Below are 20510 nucleotides of genomic sequence, written 5' to 3'. Positions count from 1 at the left end.
CGCCATGCCTGCAACGCCCCAGCGGGTCGCCCCCTTACTCAGCAATGCTTCGATTGGAGGGTCGCGCACTGCCAATCGGGAGTTGAGCATGCAAATTTTCCAACATCAATAGCTGGAGACAAGAAATGACGATGATCAAGGAGCCTGCGTGGCTTCGTCACGGAAGGTCCCTTCTCGGCACTCGTGAAGCAGCCGGCTCCGCTAGCAGTAAGACAATCCTCGGCTGGGCAGTGTCGCTCGGTATCAAAGTGCTTGGCATCGTCTACAATGCGGATGACGTGCCCTGGTGCGGAGTGTTCGTGGCCAAGTGCCTGCGTGCAGCCGACGTTGATCTCTCGGGAATGAAGGTGGCCGTGCGTGCCAAGGCGTGGGCGACTTGGGGCAGCAACCTCGCAGCGGATCGCTTGTCCCCCGGCGCCATTCTAGTGTTCGAGCGTGAGGGCGGCGGGCACGTGGCCTTCTATGTCGGCGAGGATGCCACGCACTACCATGTGCTGGGCGGCAACCAGGGCGACATGGTCAGCATCATGCGCCTCGCAAAATCCCGCTGCATTGCTCGGCGTTGGCCTAAGGGCGTGCCGGTGATTGGTAAGCCCGTGCGCTTGGCGGCAAGCGGCGCGCTTATCTCGACGAACGAGGCTTAATGGTCGCGACGGTGCGGAAGCGGCCGACCCTCCGGAGCCTAACAGTGGACGTTATCGACCCCAGTAACGGCGGCCGCGACCTTACCGCCTCGCAAGGTGGTGATCTGAGCATTGATCACCCTCAAGCGCTCCCGGCCTTCAAGCAACTCAGCATGGTTGCCGCCACGCTCTTCCATCAGCGCGATTTGAACCCGGAGACCAATGCGTTCTTCGTCCAATGCGCCAATGTCTTCGCTAATCGTTCTACGTGGCATTCGCGTCCCCCAAGTGAGCTGTTGGCCCTACACCGAACCGGAAAGAGCGTGAATGATCTGGATCGATTTAGGACAAGCTGGATCGCCGATGCGGGCAGTGGCGCATAGCCGGCCCACCAGCTTCCCCTGCCAACGGGCTAGACGGCGTCCTTCAACGGCGCCGGCTTCTTCCCATCGGGCAGGATGTTGCGAAGGTGAGCGTGCACCATCGGGCTATTGAATGGCTTTCGAAGGAAGGTGGCTTTCTCCGGCATGTCCCCAGCTGCTGCCATCACATGGCCGCTGGCGATTACGATCTCTATCGCGGGCCAATGTTCCGCAACATGATGCGCGAGCGCGAAACCGTTGGTCTTGCCGGGCATATCGACGTCGGAAAAAAGGAGCACCACGCTCTCCCCATACTTGCGCAGTAGCTCAATCGCCTCATCGCCGTCGTTGGCTTCGTAGAACCGGAAGCCAGCGTCTTCCAGGATGTCGCAGGCGCCCATGAGGATGATGGGATCGTCATCCACGACCAGAGCATAGGGAATGGTGCAGATTGTCATGAGCCGGTAACCTACCGTCGCCCTCGCCAGTTGCACGCCGGCGGACGTTTTTCCGTCAAGGGGTGGTGGCAAAACCACGATGCCAAAGCCGGCCCGCCTAATCGCCAATAAGGTTTATGGCGCATTAAGCGGAACCTTCGCCGTGACTTAGGTGCTTAGTCGCCCACGGTCGTTGCCGTGTGTGAGGCGTAAATGTTTGAGATGACCCATGAAGAGCTGCTCGATGCGGCGCGATCCGACCACGAGGCGCGGCGTATGCAACACGCGCGGGATTGTGTCCTGTTAGCCGTTGTCACGAGCGAGGCACTTGCTGCCGAGCTGATCGACCAAGCGATTGCGGTCCATGCAAGCGCTGGGCAAAGATCGAACCGTCCGCAGCCAGAACCAGGCCCGCTAGCTCGGCGCACGGGTCTAGCTGGAACGTGCCATGAAGACACGATACCGTGCCTCAAGTTGCGACTGCCGGCTGGGTAGAGCGACGGCAGTCGCTCTTAGTTGTGCATGTTCGCGGTTCGTGCTTTCGAGTAACAATGCACGTCACCGGCGCGCGGCAGAGTTTTCCAGTTCTTTGATCGCAACATCAAGATCGGTTGCCGTCAGGCCGCTCGGCTGATGGATAAGGGCGCCAACGCTCGACGCTGATCGGAACGCTTTGAGCCGAGTCAGGGCGGTGCTGAGGGCTTTGCTGTCGATCATCTGTTCGTATTAACATAGACCACGCCACCCCGACACTGCATCCTGCCGGCCGGATTTATAAGCTACAGCCCCAACTTCAGTCGTTATGGTGCCGGCGTGTTCGGGTTCATACTAGCAGCACGAGCCGGCAAGGCTTGGCTCCCCTTCACCGGCTCATGTGGCTCTCTCCGGACAGCCTGAACCCCCATCCAGACGAAAATGAGCGCCATGGCTACGATCAGCGCGAAGATAATCTTGGCGGCTGCGCTTGGGCGCTTATGTCCTCGGTTGCTCATAGCGACCGCCTACGGGATTGAAGATGCTAATTAAAGCCGCAACTTGGCTCTAGGCAGATCAAGCGGCGAAGCCGAGCTAGCCAACCAAGCCTGCCATCCAGTTGGTTACGTTACTGATTAGTTGGATCTGCAGGTAGTTGGCGACCAGCACCCCAACGATCGTCACAGCTAGGGCGCCAATTGCGACCTTTAACCAACGCTTTGTATTCCTCCGCTGGTTGTCGATCATCGCGGTTCCTGGCTTTGCCAATCGTTCTCGGCGTCTTCCACGGCCTGAAAGATGTCGCCATCCGCCTGCTGCTTACGCAGGTGCGATCGCACCGCTTCCGGGTCACCGTTCTTTGGGAACGTGCGATCGGCCCGCGCAGCGTCGGCTAGGCCATCGACCCAGTCACCTCGGTCTCGTTGATCGAGTAGCCATCGCCCGAACGCTACCGTTGGCTCCGAATCGGTTGCATTGTCAGTCATTAGATTGCCCTTTTTGATCCACTGCGCTCCCTTCGCACCGCTTGCCTGTTCCCGCAATGTTCTTGCGAATCGGACGGCGATGCGCGTAGCTGGGGTGCGCCGCCGACGCGGTGATACGACATTGCTGGAGGATGACATGCAGCACGATCTGCAACTGCGCGCCGCTGCGCGCGCGATTTACGATGCCTGCTATCCGACAGAGGAACGGGCACCCGTGAGCTTCGATGAAGCTGAACGGTTCGGCACGGTGCATTACCGGCAGGCCGTCGGCGCTGCCCAGGAAGCACGCAGCGTGCTGAGTGCAAAGCACGACCAGCTTCTATTCGCGTCGATCCTCTAGGGTGGATCCGCTTAATGGCCGCCAACTGACCCGCCCAGCACATGTTCGCTTGTCGCATGGCCTGAAGCTCCACGAGATCCCATATGAGCTGGTGCCGCGGGAAGTGCCGCTGTTCCTGTGCCGAACACCTGCCGGCTTCCCCTCCCCTGCTCAAGACGACATGGAGGAACCGATCGATCTCGGTGCTTGGCTGGTCGAGCATCCCGCTGCCAGCTACATCATGCGAGTGGATGGCGTGTCGATGGCTGGTGCCGGGATCAACGACGGCGACCTGATTGTCGTGAACCGGGCCAAGAAGCCCCGCTCCGGCGCCATCGTCGTCGCGCTTGTCCACGGTGATCGAACCCTAAAACGGCTGCGGTTTGTCGATGGCCGCCATTGGCTCGTGCCGGAAGCCGAGGGCTTCGCGCAAATTCTGGTCGACGAAGATGTCGAGATCTGGGGCGTCGTGGTCGGTGTCGCCCGGCAGGTAAAGTGAGCGCGCCGATAGCGCTGATCGACTGCAACAACTACTATGTATCCTGCGAGCGAGCCTTCGACTCTACCCTGGTCGGCGTGCCCGTCATCGTCCTGTCGAACAACGACGGGTGTGCGATCGCCAGGTCGGCCGAGGCAAAGGCGCTGGGGATCAAGATGGGCGATCCGATCCACCACCTGCGCGACAAGGTGCGCGAACACAGTATTCGCGTGCTGTCATCCAACTACACGCTCTATGGCGACATGCAGCGCCGGGTGGTCGCCGCCTGCGCCGCGTTCGCCCGTGATAGTGAGATATACTCGATCGACGAGACGTTCCTTGATCTTGGCGGGTTTGAGGATCGGGACTTGGTGGCACACGCCCACGCTATGCGCGACCAGGTGCGGCTGTGGACGACCATTCCGACCTGCGTTGGCATTGCCGAAACGAAAACGCTGGCGAAGCTGGCCAACGCCGCCGCGAAAAAGGATCCGCGGTTCGAGGGTGTCGCTGACCTGCGTGACGATGCGGCGCGGCAGCGGGTGATGCACGCGTTTCCGGTCGAGGACGTGTGGGGCGTCGGGGGCGCAACCGCGCTTAAGCTGAAGGGGTTGGGCATCGACACCGCTGGCGGCCTCCGTGACATGCCGATGAAGCAGGCACGAGCGGTGGGAACGGTCGTGCTCGAGCGCCTGGTGGCCGAGCTGCGCGGCGTTCCCTCCAACGCGGTAGAAAAGATCGAACCCCCGCGGAAGGGGATGGCGGTGACCAGATCGTTCGGGAAGCCGGTAACAACGTTCGACAGCATGATGGGCGCGCTCAGCCAATACGCGATGCGGGCTGGCGAGAAGCTGCGAAACCATGGGCTGGTGGCGGCGCGGCTGACGGCGTTCTTCCACACGAACCGGCATAAGCCCGAACGGCCGCAATATGGCGGTTCGCGGACAGTCTCACTCCATCCGATGACGAGCGATAGCCTTGAGCTGATCGCAGCGGCGCGGCGAGCGGCCGAACCGGCTTGGCGGGACGGGTATGCCTATACCAAGGCCGGCATCATGCTCGATGATCTGGTTGCTGAAGATATGCGACCGCGGACGTTGTTCGAGGACGATACGGGCAAGCGGGACCGGTTGATGGGCGCGCTGGACGAGATCAACGGGCGCTTCGGCAAGTGGACGGCGGTGACGGCTTCACAGGGCTTTCGGCGAGAATGGAAGCTGCGATCGGAGATGCGCTCGCCGGCCTGGACCACCAGCATTGCCGAGGTGCCGACGGTTCGGGCTTGAGCCTACGGACGCTCCGGTCAATAGTCGCCGTATGCGGCCTCATCGCCCCGGGTGTTGGCTAAAGCGAAGTGTAATTGCAATTTGAGAATGCGAGTAAGGCATGATGTCCGATAAAGACGAACTGGCTAAATTGACGGCACGTATAAATTTCCTTGAAAAGGAAATGATGAGGCGCGCACCGGATCAACAAATGAACGAGATGCTTATCCTGGCTCTTTGGACGTGGCTTTTCGAACGAAATCCGGACATGAATTTCGAAGTCATTTCTGACGAGCTTATGAAATCAATCGACAAGCTCCCGGTGCCAGAAGCGCCTACCGAAACGGCTAATCGTATTCGTGCGATGTTGTCTAATTCATTAGACGACTTTCTGGTAAACGCTCGGAAAAAACTTCGTGAGGCTCAAGAGCGGGGTGAGTCACCACGCTCTTAAGCCCAATAGATGGTAAGATGCTGTAGTCTGGTAAGGCAATGCAGAGGCTCAGGTAATGCGGCCCTACTGGCTTCTTACAAACCAGGGTTCTTTTCGCGCGTAGGAAACACCGGCCCCCGGACCGCATCTGATCGGCCGGATATGGGCACTGCAACGCCCGCACATCGTCATAACTCCCGGTCAACCAGCGTTCGTGATCGTCCGGGTGCAGCACGGTGATCATCGCCTTGGGATGGATCGGCGCCACGAGCTCGTTGGGATCGCACGTCACCATCGTGAAGCCGACACCTTCCTTGGTGTGCTGCCAGAAACCGGCAACCGCAAAGATCGGCTGGTCGGTCACCTGGAACCACATCTCGCCCTTGAGCGGCTTCTTGCCATCGTCCAGGTCGTGCGTTCCCGGCGTCCATTCGCAAAACTCGGTGAGCGGCACTAGGCAGCGCTGCTCAGGCTTCGATGCCAGCGCTTTCCATTGTGACGGGGCGAGGTTTCGCACGTTAGTCATCGGCCATGCTGCCGCACCGCCCAGCACGTCCCAGGCCATCACGTCGAGCCCGCGGACACCATCATGCTGCCGGACCACATAGGCTCGCCCCTTCGGGCGCAGCTCGACAGGATCGAACCGGTTGTCCATCGGCTTCTCAGTGATCCAGCCGGCGTTGAAATGCTCGATGATCGTCTCCGCCTCACCGAGCATGCGCGCGCGGTTGCACATTACGAGAGTAAGCCGAAGATGGGGATGGCCACGGCAAGTACGACCAGCGTGATCAGCGCGCCGTGAAGTGCCCGCCGGCCGAACGTCGGCTCCAGCGGCTCGCCCGCCTACAGCTTCTCGCCGGCACGTGTCATACGTTGCTTGGCCTCGGCATCAGCGTTCCCCTATCGTCCGGGCATGACGAATCATGCTGAACAGACCCCGTCACACGATCTGGCGGCCTTCGAGGGCGATTGGTGGCTGCTGATCGAGGAAGAGGAACTGGAGCACACGCCGGAGCAGCGTTGGACGCTCCGGGACGGTCGTGTTTTCCACCTTGGGGAAGACGTCGGCAGCGCCTCCTTTGAGGCTCACTGCCTGATCATCAACACTATCACGCTGGGCGCGATGCGTTTTCACCCGCACCCGGCTGCGCCGCTCGCCTACCTGCAGGGCAACACGGAGGATGGCGAGTTCCCGACATACTGCACGTTCATGCGTGTCGAGGAGCCAAGCGCAGGCGCGTCACAGCACGGCTGAGTCGTTGAAGGAGAACGGCGCTAGCGGATCTTGATCGATGCCCCTGGCAAAAATGGCTATGTCACCCGGCGCGATCTCCCGCTTGGCGTTCGCGTCCCATAGCCGATGGATGAAGTCGGGCCGGCCCCAGACCCGCAAGGCACTGTGATATTCCTCGCCGCGGAAGCGGATGAAGTGGACCGCAGGCCTCATTGTCGGCCGCCCTGCCTCAGCTGATCATAGCACGCGGCTATAGCTTCCCACCTTGCGACGCCCTTCATGTCGCCAGCGGACGCGAGTGCGGTCACCCGCTCAGCGATAAGTGCTGGCGCCCCGTCCCCGTGCTGGCGCTCGACCATGAGCGCTTCGGCCCATCGTTCGTGATCTCGGTTCATGGGGCGAAGATTGGCTACCCGCAGGGCCGTGACAAGTCCTGCCCCCCGGCAGCTAACGCCCAGTTGCGTACATTCAACCCACTGCGCGCCCATTCACCTCCATGCGCTCTACGAGCTCCGAAGCAATCGATCGGAGTGCGGCACCGTCCGCCGCTATTTTGTCGGCAGCGCTGAATGGGTCGGCCCCGACAACACGCCACAGACATACGCCCAGCTCATTTGCGATGTCGGCTTCATCGACAGCCAGCCACGAACCCACGCCTTGCCGAGGGTCTTCATATAGCTCCAAGTCTTGGATCAGCGTATCGGATGCCCACTGCACCCAATCGCCGTCGCCGTCGCCGTTCTCGCCCGATAAGATGCGACCGGCCAGATACAGGTCGCGTCGCTCCGGTGACTTCCAGACGTAAGTTTTCATCTTCGAACCATGACGCCACTTCGGCAAAGGGACAACGGCCGCTTTCGCCCAAGCCCGGACCTTCACCCTGCAGGGATCAAAGCCCGAAAGCTGACATCACACCAGGTCACAGTGTAGGGCGAGACATGGAAAAGATTGATCGTGCCAAGTTTGGCCCGCCCGATGACGCCCCGATCATGCCTTGGTATGGTGGCGCATACTCGCACGGGTTTGTTGCCCTCCATCCTTTTTTCACCGTGGACGGGCTCGACCCGAATACCTGCGAACACGGGACGTTGGTGCTCGAACGTTCAGACGCCCCGCCAGAACTCGGCTTGCTGAAGTGGATGGACGAACAGTCGGATAAGCGCCGGGCTGGCAAAGAGATCACGCCAGAAGGAGTCGATGGTCTGTCCAAGCGTTTCGGCCAACAGATTAGTTGGCGGACAGTGTGTCAGCAGAACAATTTCGCCAATCATTGCGAACTTGATCGGGCGCTTCGAACAAGCATCGGTGGCCTTCGACGCGATCTCGCAGATAATGCTGCGTCGGATCGGCTTGCCTCATATTGCTCTCGGCATCGGATGTTCCCGCCGAACGAAGGAGGCTTCCAGCCGCTGATGCAATTCAGCTTAGCCAGTGTTTTTCGGCAAGCTGGTTTTCAAAGCGTTCTCGTCGGAGATGAGTTCGGTGATGACGAGCGCTTAGTAGACATCGGTTTGATGGAGCGAGACGAACTCTGGGACGGTATGGCCGAGCTTCCGCAATATGGGATCAAGCGCTTGATCGCCCCCGATCGCTCGCTTTTCGCATGGGTTCACTGGGACAGCTTTTACACTATGATATTTGGGACGGACGAAGGGTGGCACGGCCTACAGATTAATCGGCTGTTTGAGGGCTTCTGGTGCTCCGATGAGACGAATACATCTTGGCTGACACAAACCTGTATTCCCCTCGTCGAGTAGATTGCCGACCGCCCGATAGCCGCAACGACAGGTATGTCCGCTTTCCTGCTTGGCATGACAGAAGCGCCCAGACCGCAATCCACCATTTCCGGCCATTCGCGCGCCCGCCAACCTCAACGACCGCTAACGCCCAATCTCAGACGTCCCGTCTTTTCACGACGCTCCTGAAAGCGGCCGTTCGCAAGGGCGATTAGGCATATCCCGATCATGGCCCGCCCCTACCTTCGGTTGTCTATCGACGCGGCTCACCCTCAGCGTTCCATTCAACTGCCGGTCCGTCTTTTCAATATTGCCGGATACGATCATCTCGAATTCACAAAGGCTTGTGTCCGTGCTGGATGCTGGTTGAATGGCATCCTCGGCAAGTCTGCACCCTTGGCAATCAGGATCGAAAACCACACCGTAAAAGCCGGATTTGCCATCAACGCGGGCTAGCGGACCGTCATCGCCATAGTGAACAATTTGAATGGTTTGCCGGGTCCACCGGGAACCTACTTCCGGCAAGTTCTCAGCACGTCGGCATGCGCAGAGTGAAGATATGGCGATGAATGCGCACAAGACGGCTGGCTGTAATGTCATTACCCGAGGTTTGCAGAACAGCGCGGTTCGGACAATGGCCGCTTTGACCTATGCGCTGTCGAACGCGGACCGTCCGCTGTCCACCAGTTTCGGCCATGGCAGCTAACGCCCAATAGCGGACATGAGCCTCAGACTTCCATTGGGCGGCAGCACTCCGTCACGGATCGGAGGAATTGCGCGAGGGGGACGACGCGATCAAACGCTGAGCGTTGTAGAAAGTCCGCCCCCAAGGTTTTTTCGATCGCGCATATGGTGTCAGGCAACGCCGCCAAGTGATGGCGCAGTTCAACGGCAAATTCTGGAGATATGTTGCCATCGACGAGGACGGACAGAGCTACCAACCGAGGCATGTTCATCAGCGGGCACAAACTCATGGAAGCAGGTCTCATGATCGCACGAGCACTGTTTGGCGTTGGCACCTCCTCCCGCAATACGATGCCTATATAGCCACCCAGTTTGCGATCACTGGAAACTCCGCCGACACGCCGAAGCGGCCGAGGCAGGAAAAGTTTCAACACCTCGGTGCCTGTCGTATATGCGCAGTCAAGTTTGTCTCGAAACCGAATGGCTCCTTCCATCCCGAGTTGAGCTACGATCCTACTGATAGATTCCGCTGGCATGCTCTTATATATACCGTCCCAGGATCGACCTTCCACCGACCTTTTACAGCAGCTTTCCACCAGTATCCGCCATGGAGGCTAACGCCCAATCGCGGACATTCAGCCCTGCTTACGATCTGCCTATAACCGGTCGTTCATTCAATTTCAGCTATCGATCCGTAGCGTGCCGGTCGATAGGTTGCAGGGGTAATTCTGTGTCGGTAAAACCCAAGGATGAAGAGCTGGAATATGTTCCTGCTTGGGCCGTAGCCAAAATACTGACGCTGACCGTTTTCATTATTGCGACCCTTGAATGGTGGGTCGGACGCTCACCGCTGATGCTCGCCATCGATCTACTTCTAATCGGACTATGGCTAGCTATCCGCCGTTTGAAGCCAGCGGATTATGATCCCGCGTGGCCCCGCAAAATGAAGAATGATCTGTAGAGCTGTGGCTCAAACCTCAACCGCGCGCGGTAAAAGCGGTCAGGCCGCTTTCCACCACATATCGCCGTTCCAGCCTCGATCCAGCGCGTGCGTCACCCGAAAGCCGACCGGCAGCTATCGGGCGAGAAAGCGGACCGGCACAAATCGACCAATCCGAGCCGTTAATCGCTCGAATCGGCATGCCCGAAAGCAGTCATCCCTGAGGGTCACCTGCCAATTCGGCTAATTCCCCGACCCGCCAGCGATGCCAGACTCCATCGTTAATTAGATGGATGGTGTCGTACGATGCCGTGAGAAGAGTCGGATGGATCCACATTGGTGACCAATCATTTGCCGGGGCCGCGAGCCGGCTAAGCGGTAAAGCCCACTCCGCCAACTGGTGCGCGGAACCGCCTTGCTCAACGTCCTCCAACAAAAGCAACGCTAGCCGGTTCGCCTTGTCGCCGTAGCCGCCCGCAGCAAGAACGCGGCGACCGTCTACGGCCAACGCCTTTGGCCCGGCCAGATCATTTGCCCACCAGAGAGCGGGACGGTTAAGGCGAAGCCGCATGAGGGGAAAGTCGGTATACGGGCAAGCCCAAGCGCCATCATCAACTGCCGTAAGCGCGTAACAGTCCGCTATCATACCTGCCGCGGAAGGGAACGCCGCCAGCGGCAAGATCACACCGCCATCGTCGAAACATCCGATACCGCGACTTGAAGGCGGCCATTCCTCTCCCGGGACATGCCAGTCACTGTTGCCGTAAATGCCTTCGTCAAACCATCCGACCCAGATGTTGCCTGCTCCATCGACCGAGACATGCTCGATGCCGTCGCCGAGCATGAAGCGAGCGAGAATGGTGCCGTCGCTGGCAATAACTCGGGCATTCGACTTTTTGTTTGTCCGCGATCCCACCACGAGCCAGCGCCCGTCTGCAAATCGATCAACCTTGGGATATGCAAACTCAAGGGGGAAACTTGGACCTTCTTCCCACTCGCCATCAGCACAGAGGAGCAAACGTGCGGTGCCAGCGTCGGCCATCTCAAGAATGCGGCTGGGAGGGTAGACGAGGCCATTTGCAGAACGGATGCGTTCCCATTCAGCGGCAAAATCGACATCGGCGATGACAACCGCAAGCTCACCATTTGCGAGCACGCGATAGTGCAAGGCATGCCAGCCTGCCGGCAACGCCGGGAGGTGGATCGCAGGGCCATAAGGAGGGGCCTGAGGAAGGGCATCGGGCTGCATCATTTCACCGATGTCAGCTATGTGCGCTTTTTTCTCAAGAGCGGTCTGTCCGCTTCCCACCAATCCCGGCCATGGCAGCTAACGCCCAGTTGCCGACATGGCTGCGGTGGCAGATAAGTGGCCAATGCGCTGCTTCGTCCCTGTAATTTTGATGCTCGAACTGGGCTCCTGCGGGCGAACGCCGCCCGAGCGGCTTGCCCAATGTTGGAGCGCACAAACCTTTAGTGATGGACAAAGGCTTGTTGGGCGTGTGACCATCTTGGTCACGCTGCCGCCGCGTGATTTCCCAGATGCTCCGCCGTTGGTCATGGCTTCGCCGACTCGATGCGAACACGGCTCATTCGCGATTGAAGGCAGCTACCGAGATCGACTGCTTCGAGAAGGAGCTAATCGACCAGCCATCGGAGATTCTTGGGATCGCGCTTTTCTTGCTGACGTGGAAGGAACAGTCAGGTTGGATCGCTCTGACCTCGAAGGGAGTCATGCCCAAGCGCCTGAGCGCCTCGTCTTGTCTCGCGTGAAAAATCTAAAACCAATCGCTAAACCGAATTGGGGACATTGGTGAAGCGCCTCGTGCGAAATTGCCGCTTTCCACCATCAACGGCCGCGGGTGACCCATTCCCTAAATGCCTCAAGCAGTGATCGTAGGTGGAACGGGCCACCTGCGCCATGAAACTCATTCGTTTGCGTCCAGCAGGTCCACCAGTCGGTTTCGTGCTCGTAGTTGTGGGTGATCCGCTCAAGAACACGGCCATCGCAATCGGTGCCAGCCAGGCCGATCTTTACTGACCAGCCGGGGTTGTCGATCGTGCCGATCTGCGGACCGAAGCCGTGCTCCCAGTCTCCGTCACATTGCGCTTCATACCAGCGCTCGAGCCAATCCAGAACGTCCATGCGCGAATGCTATAGCAGCGTGCGTCGCACAGGAAGGAGAGTCCGCTTAGTGGAGCAAGCTGCCCGAAAGCCGCCGTTCCGCTTCCCACCACAATCGGACATTCGCGAACGGCAAAGCAGAACCCAGGAGCGGATTGGCCGACCACGCCGATAACCCGTTGTCACTCTCCCGCGGGGAAGAGCTGCTCACTCGGGATGGAGAGCACCCGCGCCCGCATGGTCATAGGCGTGGCCGCGGGGAACAGGGCCAGTGTCGATCGCGCCGCCGCCTCGGTGCCAACGTTAACGGCAAAGGTCAGGATCTCGCCGCGGAACAGCACCTCAATGTTCACCGTGCGCCAAGCCGTTCGAACATCGACTTGCTCGATTTCCGCAAAGGCTCGCTTGCGCTTCCGGATTACGCGGTATTCGATGCCTGCCGGACCAATGGCGAATAACGGGCTCGCATTGTTGGTCGCGACGGCAAAAAGCCCGGGCATGCCGCGAACTCCCGCGAAGGTCGCTTTGACCGAGATCACCTTGCCGCCGTCGGGCGTCACGCCGCCGAGGTTGCCACCATCGCGCGCTGTTGCCGCTCTGGTCACCATGAAGAGCATGTAGAACATCACCGCCATCATTATAAGCGGGAGTGGCTGCAGGATTATGCCCATGGCTATCTCGCCTGCGGAACGCGACATGGTGCAAGATCCTCCTGGTTTGAACAATCCGGCGCCTTTGTGCTATGGTGCACCCAAACCGACCGGTTCTGCGCTCAGCTATCAGGCGCGCAATTGCTGATGCAACACCGTCGTTTTCACGCACTAGTTTGGCGCCTCTAGAGCGACACCGATATGCCTACGATCTTCCGCGACCCGACCGCTTAGGGTCATCTCGGTGGTCTTTGCCCCCACCACGCAGCGACACCCCCGGCCAGCAGCAAGCCGATCTCCAGAAGCAGGGTTTCCAACAGGGGCCAATTGCCTCCCGTGTTTCGGTCGAGGACGCGCATTCCCTTAAATACCGTGAAGTAGAGCCCCGCTGCGCCCATGACCGCCATCATCAGCCCGCCCAGATGAAGAGCTAACATAGGCATTACGTGACTGTTGTCGGGATCAGTCGTCATTGCCGCGCCATGCGATAGACTTCCTTCCGCATCCGATCGACTTCAGCTGACATCGCGTCAAACGCTTCGATTTCAGCGGCACAATCCCGGTGAGCCTCGAGCGCCTTCATCACCCGGCGTTGCGCCTCAATGGCGGCCTGCTCGGCCTGGCTCAAGCGGAGCACTACGGCGCGGCCTTCGGGGGATCGTTGCTCAAGGATTTCAGCCCAGGACTTGCCGGCGGCGTCCTCTTCATCGAGTGGCATAGTTCGTGCCCAATCTCAGCCGGCGGCGACCGATCAAACCGCGTCGTGGGTTGCGATCTTGTCCTCGATTTGATCAATCATCACGTCGACCTCGGTTTCGTCGAAAACCTGCGGGTCGAGTGCGCTCGCGCGCAGGAGGTCGATCGCGCGCCGATAATCTGCATTTAGCGCTGGATCCGATGGCGCACCGACGATGAAGTTGGGCCGGATCTGTTCCGCTGCCCGAGACAGGCCAGTCATGTGCCCGGACCAGCGCGCAGCCTTTTCACGGATCCCGTCGGCCGACGCTAAGTCGAAAGAGAGGGGTTGGTAGCAATGCCATGCCCCATTTTTCCACGTGTGCTCAAACTCGACCCTGTCGATTGGCGATACGATCGTCCGCGGCACTAACCGATCTGCTAAATTGCGCGCGACCAAGCGCTCCCTAACGGGCTGCCAGACGGCGGCGTCGTCGCGGCCGGAACGAGTGGCTTCGTCATACTGAGCAACGAACCGGGCATACAGCTTGTCCATCGTCGTTGCTGGGTCGCGAGTGATCCCGGAACCCATATCTCCCCAGATCAGGCTCGAGTCATCGTCGGGAAGCACTGCGCGCGCGAAAGCTGCGGCATCACGGCTCGGCGCGAATAGGCCGGGAAGATCGCGGTCCCGGACGCGGGAGATACCACGTTCGATCGCATGAAGGCCGCTGACCAGATCTGCCTTTTCGATGTCAGGAAACATCTTGGAAAGCCGCCCGATCGTCCTGCGCGTTTTCGCGCCGAGAAAGCCCTCGCCGGCGCAATGCATGACAACGCCAACGTTCGCGATCTCACCAGCAAGTGGGTCGTGCCGATACCGCAGAAGGACGTATGTATATGTTTGGCCGCTATTCATGCCAGAGCCCGTTCAATCTCCATGAGGCACTCGTCGATCCTATCACGAACTGTCCGCAAATGCGTTAAGGCATCGTCGATCGCGCTGGCGGCATCTACCCACTCAGTGGGCAGACAGGCCGCATAGTCGCTCAGCGCATCATCCGACAAGCCCGCCCATGCTGGTCGGATAGGGGTGAAATCGACATACCGATCGGCCTTCAACAGCGCGCCGAAGACGTGCCCAGTAGCCCCGGGCGAAACCGTATTTTGCAGGTAGCCCATCCGCCACGGCTCTGCGCGAGGGAATAAACATAGGCGGATCCTGAAGCACAGTTCGTGGTCGATAACGCGGAAGCTATCGCCGCGGATTAGCAGGTTCGGATTGCTGACGACGCGATCTCTATTTTCGATGAAGGCGTCGAATACGAAAGTCGACAATGCCGCACCCCTTCGCTCGCCGATCAGTCGCTCATCGCTGGTCCACCTGCGCCAACCACTGCCAGCCGCCAGCGAGCCGAAAGCGACCGGCGAGCTTCGAGACAGGACGTCACGGATCAAGGGGTCTTGGACGGAGCTTATCCAGTCAGAGGACATACGGACAGCGATCGGTTCGCAGACCGGAACGCCCACGTGGCTGCCGACACAGGCTGCGAAAATCTCGTTCGCCATTCCCTCAATGCCGATCTCCGGCCGCGCTGAGGGTTTTAGGAAGACCTCGATCTCGTCACCCTGATCGGTTTCGGCCGTAACACGAAGAGGTTCGTTTCGTCCGCGCTCGGCTAGACGATCGAAGCGGATGGCGTCGGCGTATCGAATCATGTTTGACGCTGTGCTTTCCGACCCATGCACAAAGATGGCCACGATAAGGGCTTGGTGTCCAGATCGCGCACGCTGCCTAGGCGCACCCGCCCATCCGATACCGCCGCCAGTAGCTGTCCCACCGCGTCGCAGCCCCGGCAGCGATCGCTGCGCAGGACAGGCTACGGCCATCCGGCAGCGTGCAGCGCGCGACGATACGGGCGTAAGACTTGTCGACCGGCTGGCAGGTGAGCGTCTTGCGCACCACCAGGCGTTTCATGATCGCGCGGCTGCGCTTGGCCTGCTTGTCTGAGCAGACATAGGCAGCCTTGCCTTTGCGGCACGGCTCCGCGCTCTCGAAGTCAGGCGCCTGAATGCCGGCGACGCGGACCTTCACGCCGTTGGCGCACCACAAGGGACCGTCACCGTCGTGAACGTGAGTCACGAGGCAGAGGAAGGCGGCGGCGATCATGATCAATTTCCGGAATTTCCCATTGCGGCGCGCGGCTCAGGTTGCGCCGAATGCGGAGTGAATGGGGGTGCGATCGACAGGGCATGTCGGTCTCCGTTGAAATCACGGATCCCGATAGGAGGCAGTCCTCGGCCAGCGTTACCACCGTCAGCGCAAGGTCGGGCAAACAGGTTTCACGAAGTCGCTGTGGCGCAAGGGGTATTCAGACATCTAGGAAAGCTGATCGAGCCAACTGGCGGGATGTCAGCCCTCGGTTAGACGGACCCCAAGGCCGCCGTTCATGGACCGTTCTCCGGTTGCAATGATGGTGACGCCGGCCTCGCGAATGGCGTCACTGATTGCCTTGATGGTTTCCGGTCGCGCGGCAGTTCCGTTCTCGAACCTAGTAACTGTTGCACGTCCTACCGATGCCGCCGCGGCCAGATCGTCGATGGACCAATTTAAGGCTGCGCGAGCCATCCGGCATTGATCACCATTCATCCGATCACTTTATGATCATAGGCGGCTTGACACAAGCTTTCATGCGTGAGCATAATATGATCACTTGCTAAGAAGTAAGCGGCCGGAGCGGGGCATCCAACCTCCCTGCACCGGCCTGACCACCAACGTTCTGGAGGAACGATTATGGCTTTCAATTCCATACCGGCACCCGTGCGTCCGGCCAACCCCATGTATCGCGTGGGGCGTGTCGGCGGCGGCGGTCTCTACAATGGCCATGCAACGCCTCGCGCAAAGCAGCGCTGGGAAGTGGGTCAGGTAGTCAACGTCGGCTTCATCAAGGGTCTGGTTGTCAAGGCGCGGGTCGCGACCCCTGGCGATGGTCGCCCCGACATTTGGGCCCTGTGGCAGCCGTCCACCAACCGCTTCTATCAGTTCCAACCGCATCTGGGCCTGTCGCGCGTCGATAGCCTGGCTGAAGCGATGGAGGCGTAGTCGTGGAGAACCCAACGACGCGCCGCGCCGTCCTTAGCGCGGCATTCGTCGCCCCTGCCCTGTTAGCGACCGGCAGCGTTGCCGCATTGGCGGTATCCGCACCCCGATCTGACTTCGACGCTGCGTCGAGGGCCTACTACCGCGCACGCGATGCGGACCAGCACGATGCCAGCCGTGGCGCGCTCAAAGCCGCCTATGACCTGTACCATCGCCGCACGAAGCCGCTGATCGAGAAGTATGGCAGCAATCATATGCACAAGGCCAAGGACGCCGCTGATGCCGTGCAGTGGAACGCATACTTCGAGGACATGAAGGCCGCGGAGGGTGAATACTCCGTAGCGTTCTCGGAGCCGCGATGGACCGCCGCTGCCGCCCTATACGCAACGCCAGCACCCAACCTCGCCGCCCTGATGATCAAAATAGAAATCGCGACCGAGGAGGGCGACAGCGACGACGTTCTTCAGTTCGTCCGCTCGGATCTCGCCCACCTCTCAGAGCGGGAGGCTTGAGCAATGAGCAACACGTTGATCGATGTCCGCATGTCAGATGATCGTGCCGACATCGTCTCGCTCTTTGCCGAATTCGATCGTCACGATGCTTGGGCGTTAGGCGCTCCGACCGATGACGACCTGAACGCGTGGTGCGCATCGGCATATGAGCTGCTGGCCCGAGTGGAAGAACTGCCCAACACGCCCGATTATCTGGCGATCCGAGCGCGTGCTATCGGGTCCGGCTCGGACAATACGGCTGATCTTGCCAATCTCAATCTGAGGGAACTAGCCGCGCATTCCGAAGGGACTGTCGGTCGCCTTGTGCGCCAAGTAATAGCCTGCCTAGGCCAAACTGACGTTCGCCCCACTCCGATACGCGCGCCTAATCGCGCCGTGTGGGACGCGGCCCTTTCCGACTACCAGGCGAAACGAGCGCAATCTGACGCTACCCCATGTGATGCCGACAACGCCGATGCTGCACTCGAGGCATGGTGCGCCGCTCAGGACCACCTGATCGTCAAGGTGCCGGCACCGGACATCCGTGCCGTGTTGGCGAAGGCGGATTTTGCGGCAGAGCGGTGTGAAGGCTTCGGATACATCGACGACCTCTGGGACGGGGTTCGAGCGGACCTGCGTCGTCTGTCTGAGGAGGCAGCGGCATGACCGGCCCCGCAAATCCGGCAGAGGCTTCCGCCTCTCCAGCCTTCGAACCCGCGGCCTGGCTGCAGGCGCTCGTTGCGATCGGCGGGGGCTATGCCCTAGCGTCTGGCCGCAAGCTCTGGCTGGTCGTGCAGGACTGCCCAGCAGACGAACTGACGCCGGTGATGGCGCAACTCGTTGGCAAGCCTGGACGGGTTGAAGCCGTCCGAGAGGCAATCGAGCGGCGCCAGAACGGAGAGGCGCTGTCATGAGCCGGCGGCATCAACAGGGAGGAGCACTCGCCTCTCCCAACCTACTTGAGCTAAACGCCCCCGGTATGGGCGGCGTCGAGTCCAGCGCCACGATCCTCGAAATTCGTTTGGCGCTTACGTACTGGCGAGAGCGCCATGGCCCCAATCACTGGCGGCTGTTCCATCTCGGCAATGGAGGGCACGCCTGATGCTTGACCTTCGCATCATCGCGGATGGGCAACCGCTATCACCACTAGAGTTGGTGATGAAGATCGGTAGGCCCGCCGCGGCGCTGGAGATCGGCGAACAGATTGAGGCGCTCATCGCGACGCTCGACCAGATCGATACCGACCCGGATGTTGAGCTTAACGGCGACGAATTGGACGGCAGCGGAGCCGCGGAAGACGAGTTCTGGCCGCACTGGCTAGATCACGGATACCAAATCGGCTGCCCAATCGCAGACCCTGGTGGAAGCGCGCTCGATCACGGGGAGCACCCCTCCGACGACGGCAGTCCGATGCTGACAACGAAGCCGGTGTATCAAGCGGATCAATCTGCAGGCCCCACCAACGCTGCTTCTGCCACCGAAGCATATTACCGCGACCAGCATCGGAGGACGCAGTGATGGCGCACGCTTCGTTCACGATGCGCATGCCCGAACCGGCACGCGTCGGCTGGCGTCGATCGCGACGGCGTCGGTGGGCCCGGCCGAACGACCTGGACGCGGCAACGTCGATGCTCGCAACCATGCCGTCATTGCCCCGAGCCGCGCTGGTGCGCCTTACCGCTGAATTGATCGCGGGCATCGATGGACATGACGATGACCAGAGCGAATACGTCCAACCGCAGGAGGAACACCACGACTAACGTAGCGACATGGCCGGCGGCATTGCCCCAGCCCAAGCAGCACCAGCCCGTCGCTCGCAGGTCGCGGTCGGCAGGCTGGCCGCGTGTCCATCGCTTCCAGGACAGTCATGACGTGTCCGCGGAGTATGGACCGGATTGGTGGATACCGATCTATCGCCAGGTTTTCCCGACATTGATGTCGGCCGTCGCGATCGAGCAAGATGGATGGGCGCAGCGCGCCGGGATCGATCGGCTGCTGACGCTGGCTTGTGGGCGCACCTTCACCGTGGACGAGAAGATCCGGACTCAGGATTGGCCCGACGTGCTGCTGGAGCGCTGGTCGGACGAGGCCCGGCAATCCCCAGGCTGGGTGCAGAAGCCCCTCGCCTGCGACTTCATCGCTTACGCCTATGCGCCCGCGGCAACGTGCGTGTTACTGCCTGTGCCGTCGTTGCAGCGGGCGTGGCGCCAGCACGGTCGGCAGTGGATCGGGCTCTATGGGACTCGGCGCGCGGCGAACCATGGCTACACGTCAGTCAGCGTGCCGGTGCCACGGGGCGTGCTGATGCAAGCGATCGTCGAGGCGATGTTCGTGAGCTAGGCGGGGTCGCACTCCCCGCCACGCCTTACGCGGCGAGCCGCTTTGCTCGACGGCTCGCTTCCCAACGGCGGAACTCGATCGCCGCATGTTCCATGGCACGGTCTTTCAAAAAGTCCCGACCATACCCGGGAAACACGGCATACTCGTTAGTTTCGAGCAGCCGGTCGAGCTTGGCGGAAAGCGCCGCCATGGTCATGGATTGTCCCCGGATGGCCTTGCTTTCCGCGTAAAGTAGGAATTGTTCGCACAGAATGTGAAGGACGTAGATTTCTTCGCGCGCGAGATAGCTCTTGCCGATCTTCGCCTCCTGAAGTGTCGGCACGTCCTTTTTGCACGCGACTACACCCATGTTGGATTTGGTCGCATCGGCGCGATCCAAGATGATTTCGGAGGCAATCTTCCCCGTGATCGCGAACAGGAACTTGTCCTGCAGTTTCGCGTAGAACGATCGCACCGCCGGATCATCCTTGTCGTAGTCGGTAGATGCTATCTTGAAGCAGTCTCGCACCGCCTCGTATATGGATATCTCTTCGGACCGTAGGGCGCGGACTTCGGCGGCCAGCGCTTTTAGTGCTGCCCCATCCTGACGAAGGCGCTCGCCATCGAGTGCGAAGCCATCGGTGATGTAGCGCTTGAGGACGCCGTTAGCCCATTTGCGGAATTGGGCGGCCTTCTCGCCGTTAACCCGGTATCCGACCACCAGGATAACGTCGAGATTGTAGTGCTCGATTTCGCGCGCGACCGAGCGAGCGCCCTCCAATCGAACTATTCGGAAATTCCTAACAGTTGCCGCTCGCTCGAACTCGCCCGACTGATACAGCCCGGCTAGGTGCTCGTTGATCGTCGGCACCTCCTTGCCAAACAGATCAGCCATCTGCTTCTGGCTGGCCCACACCGTTTCGTGTGACCAGTCGACATTGAAGTCGATGGACGCGTTCTCGCCATCGAAGCGCATAAGCTCCATCTCGATCTGACGTGCAGCTTCGTTTGCGGCCGCCGTCACTTTACGGATTTTCTTTAAGAATTTCTGGATATCGACTGCTGACTTTTCAGCATCGGGAACGGTCTGGATGGTCATATAACGGCTTCCTTATGTCCCTGTTGGGAGGAGCCTTGACCGGCGATTCAACTACGAGTAGAAGATTCGCGAACCACGGCAGC

The 20510-nt window shown here is 60.1% G+C and carries 35 protein-coding genes and 1 pseudogene; 18 read left to right on the top strand and 18 right to left on the bottom strand.

Features of this window, described 5'->3' with window-relative positions:
* The first annotated feature begins 125 nt into the window (after window positions 1–125).
* Entirely contained in the window at window positions 126–644 is a 519-nt protein-coding gene (locus NV382_RS18490) for a TIGR02594 family protein (protein ID WP_260598276.1), read from the top strand.
* Between the two features lie 44 nt (window positions 645–688).
* Window positions 689–1006 (top strand): hypothetical protein, encoded by a 318-nt coding sequence (locus NV382_RS18485; protein WP_260598275.1) that lies wholly within the window; start codon window positions 689–691, stop codon window positions 1004–1006.
* Window positions 1007–1035: 29 nt separating this feature from the next.
* On the opposite strand, the gene NV382_RS18480 is transcribed toward NV382_RS18485, so the two are convergent.
* The 4 genes from NV382_RS18480 to NV382_RS18465 form a co-directional block, all read right to left on the bottom strand.
* Complete coding sequence (locus tag NV382_RS18480) at window positions 1036–1443, bottom strand: response regulator (protein WP_260598273.1); 408 nt, start codon at window positions 1441–1443, stop codon at window positions 1036–1038.
* A 537-nt stretch (window positions 1444–1980) separates the two neighbouring features.
* Window positions 1981–2139 (bottom strand): hypothetical protein, encoded by a 159-nt coding sequence (locus tag NV382_RS18475; protein WP_260598272.1) that lies wholly within the window; start codon window positions 2137–2139, stop codon window positions 1981–1983.
* 351 nt (window positions 2140–2490) lie between these two features.
* Window positions 2491–2643, bottom strand: a complete 153-nt coding sequence (locus NV382_RS18470; protein WP_260598271.1) for a hypothetical protein — start codon at window positions 2641–2643, stop codon at window positions 2491–2493.
* Window positions 2640–2882: a hypothetical protein gene (locus tag NV382_RS18465; RefSeq protein WP_260598270.1), complete on the bottom strand. Its 243-nt coding sequence runs from the start codon at window positions 2880–2882 to the stop codon at window positions 2640–2642. Before NV382_RS18465 ends, NV382_RS18470 begins: the two co-directional genes overlap by 4 nt.
* 136 nt (window positions 2883–3018) lie before the next feature.
* Between NV382_RS18465 and NV382_RS18460 the strand changes: the two genes are divergently transcribed.
* The 4 genes from NV382_RS18460 (at window position 3019) to NV382_RS18445 (ending at window position 5398) form a co-directional block, all read left to right on the top strand.
* The gene (locus NV382_RS18460; protein WP_260598269.1) at window positions 3019–3222 is read left to right on the top strand and encodes a hypothetical protein; all 204 of its coding nucleotides are present in this window, start codon (window positions 3019–3021) and stop codon (window positions 3220–3222) included.
* A 103-nt stretch (window positions 3223–3325) separates the two neighbouring features.
* Window positions 3326–3700 (top strand): LexA family protein, encoded by a 375-nt coding sequence (locus tag NV382_RS18455; RefSeq protein WP_260598268.1) that lies wholly within the window; start codon window positions 3326–3328, stop codon window positions 3698–3700.
* The gene (locus tag NV382_RS18450) at window positions 3697–4965 is read left to right on the top strand and encodes a Y-family DNA polymerase (RefSeq protein ID WP_260598267.1); all 1269 of its coding nucleotides are present in this window, start codon (window positions 3697–3699) and stop codon (window positions 4963–4965) included. Before NV382_RS18455 ends, NV382_RS18450 begins: the two co-directional genes overlap by 4 nt.
* 103 nt (window positions 4966–5068) lie before the next feature.
* The gene (locus tag NV382_RS18445) at window positions 5069–5398 is read left to right on the top strand and encodes a hypothetical protein (protein WP_260598265.1); all 330 of its coding nucleotides are present in this window, start codon (window positions 5069–5071) and stop codon (window positions 5396–5398) included.
* A 74-nt stretch (window positions 5399–5472) separates the two neighbouring features.
* On the opposite strand, the pseudogene NV382_RS18440 reads toward NV382_RS18445, so the two are convergent.
* Window positions 5473–6113, bottom strand: a pseudogene (locus NV382_RS18440) (SOS response-associated peptidase family protein).
* 177 nt (window positions 6114–6290) lie between these two features.
* Here NV382_RS18440 and NV382_RS18435 point away from each other — a divergent pair.
* Window positions 6291–6632, top strand: a complete 342-nt coding sequence (locus NV382_RS18435) for a hypothetical protein (protein ID WP_260598263.1) — start codon at window positions 6291–6293, stop codon at window positions 6630–6632.
* On the opposite strand, the gene NV382_RS18430 is transcribed toward NV382_RS18435, so the two are convergent.
* The 3 genes from NV382_RS18430 to NV382_RS18420 all read right to left on the bottom strand — a co-directional run bounded on the left by NV382_RS18430 (window position 6618) and on the right by NV382_RS18420 (window position 7424).
* Complete coding sequence (locus NV382_RS18430; RefSeq protein WP_260598262.1) at window positions 6618–6824, bottom strand: hypothetical protein; 207 nt, start codon at window positions 6822–6824, stop codon at window positions 6618–6620. The two genes, NV382_RS18435 and NV382_RS18430, sit on opposite strands and share 15 nt — an antisense overlap.
* Window positions 6821–6970 (bottom strand): DUF6961 family protein, encoded by a 150-nt coding sequence (locus NV382_RS19740; protein ID WP_418066803.1) that lies wholly within the window; start codon window positions 6968–6970, stop codon window positions 6821–6823. Before NV382_RS19740 ends, NV382_RS18430 begins: the two co-directional genes overlap by 4 nt.
* Before the next feature lie 109 nt (window positions 6971–7079).
* On the bottom strand, window positions 7080–7424 hold the full coding sequence (locus NV382_RS18420; protein ID WP_260598259.1) for a hypothetical protein: 345 nt from the start codon (window positions 7422–7424) through the stop codon (window positions 7080–7082).
* A 125-nt stretch (window positions 7425–7549) separates the two neighbouring features.
* Here NV382_RS18420 and NV382_RS18415 point away from each other — a divergent pair, with 125 nt between their 5' ends.
* From NV382_RS18415 to NV382_RS18400, 4 genes are all read left to right on the top strand, one after another.
* Window positions 7550–8368 carry a DUF2711 domain-containing protein gene (locus NV382_RS18415; protein WP_260598257.1) on the top strand — a complete coding sequence of 273 codons (819 nt, stop codon included), beginning with the start codon at window positions 7550–7552 and terminating at the stop codon, window positions 8366–8368.
* Between the two features lie 207 nt (window positions 8369–8575).
* On the top strand, window positions 8576–8803 hold the full coding sequence (locus NV382_RS18410) for a hypothetical protein (protein ID WP_260598255.1): 228 nt from the start codon (window positions 8576–8578) through the stop codon (window positions 8801–8803).
* A gap of 109 nt (window positions 8804–8912) precedes the next feature.
* Window positions 8913–9053: a hypothetical protein gene (locus NV382_RS18405; RefSeq protein ID WP_260598253.1), complete on the top strand. Its 141-nt coding sequence runs from the start codon at window positions 8913–8915 to the stop codon at window positions 9051–9053.
* Between the two features lie 708 nt (window positions 9054–9761).
* On the top strand, window positions 9762–9992 hold the full coding sequence (locus NV382_RS18400; RefSeq protein ID WP_260598252.1) for a hypothetical protein: 231 nt from the start codon (window positions 9762–9764) through the stop codon (window positions 9990–9992).
* Window positions 9993–10185: 193 nt separating this feature from the next.
* On the opposite strand, the gene NV382_RS18395 is transcribed toward NV382_RS18400, so the two are convergent.
* From NV382_RS18395 to NV382_RS18355, 9 genes are all read right to left on the bottom strand, one after another.
* Window positions 10186–11280 carry a hypothetical protein gene (locus tag NV382_RS18395; RefSeq protein WP_260598250.1) on the bottom strand — a complete coding sequence of 365 codons (1095 nt, stop codon included), beginning with the start codon at window positions 11278–11280 and terminating at the stop codon, window positions 10186–10188.
* A gap of 537 nt (window positions 11281–11817) precedes the next feature.
* Window positions 11818–12114, bottom strand: a complete 297-nt coding sequence (locus tag NV382_RS18390) for an immunity 53 family protein (RefSeq protein ID WP_260598248.1) — start codon at window positions 12112–12114, stop codon at window positions 11818–11820.
* 161 nt (window positions 12115–12275) lie between these two features.
* Window positions 12276–12791 (bottom strand): hypothetical protein, encoded by a 516-nt coding sequence (locus NV382_RS18385; protein ID WP_260598246.1) that lies wholly within the window; start codon window positions 12789–12791, stop codon window positions 12276–12278.
* 188 nt (window positions 12792–12979) lie between these two features.
* Complete coding sequence (locus NV382_RS18380) at window positions 12980–13216, bottom strand: hypothetical protein (protein ID WP_260598245.1); 237 nt, start codon at window positions 13214–13216, stop codon at window positions 12980–12982.
* Entirely contained in the window at window positions 13213–13461 is a 249-nt protein-coding gene (locus NV382_RS18375; RefSeq protein ID WP_260598243.1) for a hypothetical protein, read from the bottom strand. Before NV382_RS18375 ends, NV382_RS18380 begins: the two co-directional genes overlap by 4 nt.
* 33 nt (window positions 13462–13494) lie before the next feature.
* A complete protein-coding gene (locus NV382_RS18370; protein ID WP_260598241.1) occupies window positions 13495–14337 on the bottom strand; it encodes a DUF3037 domain-containing protein in 843 nt (280 codons plus the stop codon).
* Window positions 14334–15137, bottom strand: a complete 804-nt coding sequence (locus NV382_RS18365; protein ID WP_260598239.1) for a HipA family kinase — start codon at window positions 15135–15137, stop codon at window positions 14334–14336. Before NV382_RS18365 ends, NV382_RS18370 begins: the two co-directional genes overlap by 4 nt.
* 76 nt (window positions 15138–15213) lie before the next feature.
* The gene (locus NV382_RS18360) at window positions 15214–15588 is read right to left on the bottom strand and encodes a thermonuclease family protein (protein ID WP_260598237.1); all 375 of its coding nucleotides are present in this window, start codon (window positions 15586–15588) and stop codon (window positions 15214–15216) included.
* A 243-nt stretch (window positions 15589–15831) separates the two neighbouring features.
* Window positions 15832–16047 carry a helix-turn-helix domain-containing protein gene (locus tag NV382_RS18355; RefSeq protein WP_260600478.1) on the bottom strand — a complete coding sequence of 72 codons (216 nt, stop codon included), beginning with the start codon at window positions 16045–16047 and terminating at the stop codon, window positions 15832–15834.
* Window positions 16048–16212: 165 nt separating this feature from the next.
* On the opposite strand from NV382_RS18355, the gene NV382_RS18350 reads away from it, so the two are divergent.
* From NV382_RS18350 to NV382_RS18320, 7 genes are all read left to right on the top strand, one after another.
* Window positions 16213–16521 (top strand): hypothetical protein, encoded by a 309-nt coding sequence (locus NV382_RS18350; protein ID WP_260598236.1) that lies wholly within the window; start codon window positions 16213–16215, stop codon window positions 16519–16521.
* A 2-nt stretch (window positions 16522–16523) separates the two neighbouring features.
* Window positions 16524–17030 (top strand): hypothetical protein, encoded by a 507-nt coding sequence (locus NV382_RS18345; protein ID WP_260598234.1) that lies wholly within the window; start codon window positions 16524–16526, stop codon window positions 17028–17030.
* Between the two features lie 3 nt (window positions 17031–17033).
* On the top strand, window positions 17034–17675 hold the full coding sequence (locus NV382_RS18340) for a hypothetical protein (protein ID WP_260598233.1): 642 nt from the start codon (window positions 17034–17036) through the stop codon (window positions 17673–17675).
* Window positions 17672–17923 carry a hypothetical protein gene (locus NV382_RS18335; RefSeq protein WP_260598231.1) on the top strand — a complete coding sequence of 84 codons (252 nt, stop codon included), beginning with the start codon at window positions 17672–17674 and terminating at the stop codon, window positions 17921–17923. The genes NV382_RS18340 and NV382_RS18335 overlap by 4 nt, the downstream gene beginning before the upstream one ends.
* Before the next feature lie 187 nt (window positions 17924–18110).
* Window positions 18111–18527: a hypothetical protein gene (locus tag NV382_RS18330; RefSeq protein ID WP_260598230.1), complete on the top strand. Its 417-nt coding sequence runs from the start codon at window positions 18111–18113 to the stop codon at window positions 18525–18527.
* A complete protein-coding gene (locus NV382_RS18325) occupies window positions 18527–18769 on the top strand; it encodes a hypothetical protein (RefSeq protein WP_260598229.1) in 243 nt (80 codons plus the stop codon). Before NV382_RS18330 ends, NV382_RS18325 begins: the two co-directional genes overlap by 1 nt.
* A gap of 112 nt (window positions 18770–18881) precedes the next feature.
* Window positions 18882–19349, top strand: a complete 468-nt coding sequence (locus tag NV382_RS18320) for a hypothetical protein (protein WP_260598228.1) — start codon at window positions 18882–18884, stop codon at window positions 19347–19349.
* Window positions 19350–19374: 25 nt separating this feature from the next.
* Here NV382_RS18320 and NV382_RS18315 read toward each other — a convergent pair whose 3' ends face one another.
* Window positions 19375–20427: a virulence RhuM family protein gene (locus NV382_RS18315; RefSeq protein WP_260598227.1), complete on the bottom strand. Its 1053-nt coding sequence runs from the start codon at window positions 20425–20427 to the stop codon at window positions 19375–19377.
* Between the last annotated feature and the right edge of the window lie 83 nt (window positions 20428–20510).

The sequence above is a fragment of the Sphingomonas endolithica genome (assembly GCF_025231525.1).
GTDB lineage: Bacteria > Pseudomonadota > Alphaproteobacteria > Sphingomonadales > Sphingomonadaceae > Sphingomonas > Sphingomonas endolithica.
The sequence above is the reverse complement of the archived record's forward strand: the minus strand, read 5'-3'. Positions and strand labels throughout refer to the sequence as shown.